Below are 3,611 nucleotides of genomic sequence, written 5' to 3' on the forward strand. Positions count from 1 at the left end.
AAATCACTTTCTATTTATATTTTTCTTCATAACCAGAGTAAAGTTTTTGGCCAATGCAATTGGGTGTCTTGTCTCAATTATTCTTATTTATCTTTTGAGTTTAACCGTTATTGATAGATAATAGCTCTGACCCGGAAAACTAAATATTTTCTTCATAATTTGCGAGATAAGGTACAAAACTTATACAACCATTAAAAGATAATAATATGCGTCATGGAGGGGTTTATATAATAATATGCCGATGGCTCTAGAAAACGCAAAAGAGCGACTGGATTCTTTTTATCCAAGATGATATGCAGTTGGTTCGTCATTTTAGAGGAAGAGGATTATCAATATATTGAAAGTTTTTTTAATTACTTTCCTGAAAAGGCTTTTTTAAACCCCGTTTTTTTAAAAGGACTTAGCGTTATAAACGAAATAAGCGTATTACATATATATTTATAATGATTTCCCTTGTTATTTTCGTCATTCATAGCAGGAAGAGAAAATATCAGACAGGATTTAGTTATACTGATGTATTTATTGCTAATCGAACTAGGTTATTAGATAGGAATTGGATGTTTTTATTAAGTGAAGAGAGAAAATTCTATACAGGCAAAAGAAAAATTTGGGTTAATGGGGTTTATGGCTTGCCCTTTTGTTATGTGTTTACCTCAAGTTCCTGTTTGCAGAGGTAAGCATAAGACGCATATCCGTAAAGTTAGCCGAAAAATGGTCAGGTAGTGAACCAAAGCTTATTTATTGAAAAAATAAAATTTTTTGGAATAAATTTAAGAGCAGTAGATTTAAATAAACTTACCTATAGCAGAAAACTATTTAGAATGTATTAATAATATTAAAAAACCTTATCAATATAGCTGCTAGGTAATACTTATATCTTTTTAGAGTTTTTCATAAATTAGAATTATTATTTAATTCATTTAAATAGAAAAATGTTATTGTCATATAACTACCCCAGGCTATTAATTACGTGGGTTGTAGCGATTTTATGGGTATATTTTAGTCTCAAAACTGACATTGAGCGGGTATAGTTTTATATTTTTTAATTAAAATAACTAATTAAAAACAAACTATTATGTCTTGTTTTTACGTAGCGCGTAGGGGGAGGCAGAAATTAAGTCTCCTTCTTTAAAGGGGATTAGGATTTTATACAAATAATGCGGTTTATACGCGTAAGCACAGTTTGATAAATATTCCTAACCCCTCTTTGCTAAAGAGCGGGACTTGTTGAGCTTGTTCCCAACCGCTTCCGCATGGGAATGCAGAATCATAGGTGTATTCTAAATCAATTTTTGCTGTGACAAGAGCCGCCCAATGTCCAAAAGTAAAAAGTAAGAAGATATGTTTTTTGGTCATTAGACTTGTTCTTTTGAATTATTACCTATTAATTATATTAAAATTCCATAATCCAGCAGATAATAAAATAATTGAATCTTTTACAAATGGAATATGATTTCTAAACTTATCAACTAAACAACGATAACGCTTCATTCCGCCTATCTTCATTTTCTACAATAACGCGATCTTCACCAGCAATTCCCGCTTAACGGATAAATGTAGTAAAATCAAAAAGATAAAAAATTCATAACTCTGCTATTTTATGCCTAAAAAATTACCTCCAGTCCCTAAACAGGGCAGTCTTAAGTTTCGCAAGAAATTTTCTATGCCTGTACTTCTTGATCAAGTTAAATCCAATTTTATTAAATTACCTGATTACCGAAAAAAAGAAGGAAAATTTCCTTTAGCGGATGTATTAATGTCTGGTTTAGCCATATTTAGCCTAAAAGACACCTCACTACTTGAATTTGATAAAAAACGAAGCGACCCTGTACGCCTTCAAAATCTAAAAACTTATATGGTATTGATAATATTCCGTGCGATACACAGCTAAGGACCCTACTTGATAAGGTTCATCCTCATTTATTACGCCCCATCTTTGTGGAATTACACCGAACTTTACAGCAGCAAGGTGAATGGGAGCAATATAAATTTTTAGGCAAATATCTAGTAAGCATGGATGGTACAGGTGTTTACAGCTCTTCTAATATCAGCTGTTCTGAATGTTGTGTAAAAAATAAGGGCAAGGATAATGAAAGCTATTACCATCAGCTACTTGCGGCTGTTATGGTTCATCCCGATAAAAAAACAGTACTGCCTTTTTATCCTGAAGCCATTACACACCAAGACGGTGATAATAAAAATGATTGTGAACACAATGCTTCTGCACGTCTTATCCCTCAATTACATAAAGATTTTCCACGTGCTGAATTCATTGCCCTGCAGGATACACTTGCCTGTAACGGCCCTCATATTAAAAGATTAAAAGAACATAATTTCAGCTTTATTATCACAGCAAAGCCGCAAGCTAACAGCCTTCTACTGAAGAAAGTCTTAGCAGGCTTAGATAATAATACAACACAAGAAATGAGATTTACACGTGAAGACGGGACTGAAATGGGTTACCGTTACGTTAATAATATTTCATTAAACCAAACCCACCGTGACCTTAAGGTCAATTTCATTGATTATTGGGAGATTCACCCTAACCGAAAAAAATTTATTTATGCCTGTGTGACCGATATACCACTCACCGCCGATAATGTGGCTGATGTCGTACGCGCAGGTCGGACTCGATGGAAAGTCGAGAATGAAACCTTCAACACCCTGAAGAATCAAGGCTACAACTTAGAACATAATTATGGGCATGGTGAAAAATACCTTTCAACGGTATTTGCTACGCTCACCTTACTCGCTTTTTTTCTGGATCAAATACAAGAAACCAGTTGCCGTTATTTTCAAGCGGCACGTGATCGTCAGCATACACGCACTGGACTCTGGAGAGAAATTAAAGCTTTATTTTATACTCACTATATTTCCGATTGGGAACAACTTTATGCGGCTTTGATTTGGGGTCATGAAGGCTCTCAATTAGTGCCACGTTGGAATAATACGCGTTAACTGACCAAGGTTGTCAGTTTCTTCTTCAGGGTAATTTTGGGTATAAAATGGCGGTTAATTAAAGCGATGAAATAATCGAGGGTGGTATTTTGATTAATGAAACCTGAAAATTACTTCATCAATTTTCAACGGTTAAGCGGGAATTGCTGTTAATTATATTAAAAATTCCATAATCCAGCAGATAATAAAATAATTGAATCTTTTACAAATGGAATATGATTTCTAAACTTATCAACTAAACAACGATAACGCTTCATTCCGCCTATAACATTTTCTACAATAACGCGATCTTTACTCATCTCTCTATTCTCATCTTTCTGTAATTTTGATAATTCTGGGGAAAGATTATATTTTGATTTTTTAGGCTTTTTATGGGGTATATAAATATTTTCAGCCGTGTAATTTTTACCAAAACCTTTATACCCTAGATCAATAAGAATATTAAAATCATTAAACCAATTTAATTCAGGATTAAATTCTTTTTTAAACATGCCGTAATCATGATTTTTCCCAGAAAATGTGCAACCTATATATAAAATAGTAAAATCTAAAGTTGTGATAACGGTATTTTTAATGGTGTGTCCTTTTTACCGCTATAGTGCTCTGTCTGCTTTTCGCTATCCTTTGGTCGTTGGATAGCACGTTCGGTAACC

The 3,611-nt window shown here is 33.5% G+C and carries 4 protein-coding genes; 2 read left to right on the forward strand and 2 right to left on the reverse strand.

The window, feature by feature from the left end:
- Positions 1–1,164: 1,164 nt before the first annotated feature.
- Entirely contained in the window at positions 1,165–1,356 is a 192-nt protein-coding gene (locus Q9M50_00005) for a hypothetical protein (protein ID MDQ7089024.1), read from the reverse strand.
- Between the two features lie 244 nt (positions 1,357–1,600).
- Here Q9M50_00005 and Q9M50_00010 point away from each other — a divergent pair, with 244 nt between their 5' ends.
- Together Q9M50_00010 and Q9M50_00015 are read left to right on the forward strand one after the other, a co-directional pair.
- Positions 1,601–1,891: a hypothetical protein gene (locus Q9M50_00010; protein ID MDQ7089025.1), complete on the forward strand. Its 291-nt coding sequence runs from the start codon at positions 1,601–1,603 to the stop codon at positions 1,889–1,891.
- A 47-nt stretch (positions 1,892–1,938) separates the two neighbouring features.
- Positions 1,939–2,958 carry a hypothetical protein gene (locus Q9M50_00015; GenBank protein ID MDQ7089026.1) on the forward strand — a complete coding sequence of 340 codons (1,020 nt, stop codon included), beginning with the start codon at positions 1,939–1,941 and terminating at the stop codon, positions 2,956–2,958.
- Between the two features lie 158 nt (positions 2,959–3,116).
- Here the strand turns inward: Q9M50_00015 and Q9M50_00020 are convergent, their stop codons facing one another.
- Entirely contained in the window at positions 3,117–3,533 is a 417-nt protein-coding gene (locus tag Q9M50_00020) for a transposase family protein (GenBank protein MDQ7089027.1), read from the reverse strand.
- Between the last annotated feature and the right edge of the window lie 78 nt (positions 3,534–3,611).

The sequence above is a fragment of the Methylococcales bacterium genome (assembly GCA_030949405.1).
In the GTDB taxonomy this organism is placed as follows: Bacteria; Pseudomonadota; Gammaproteobacteria; order Methylococcales; family Methylomonadaceae; genus WTBX01.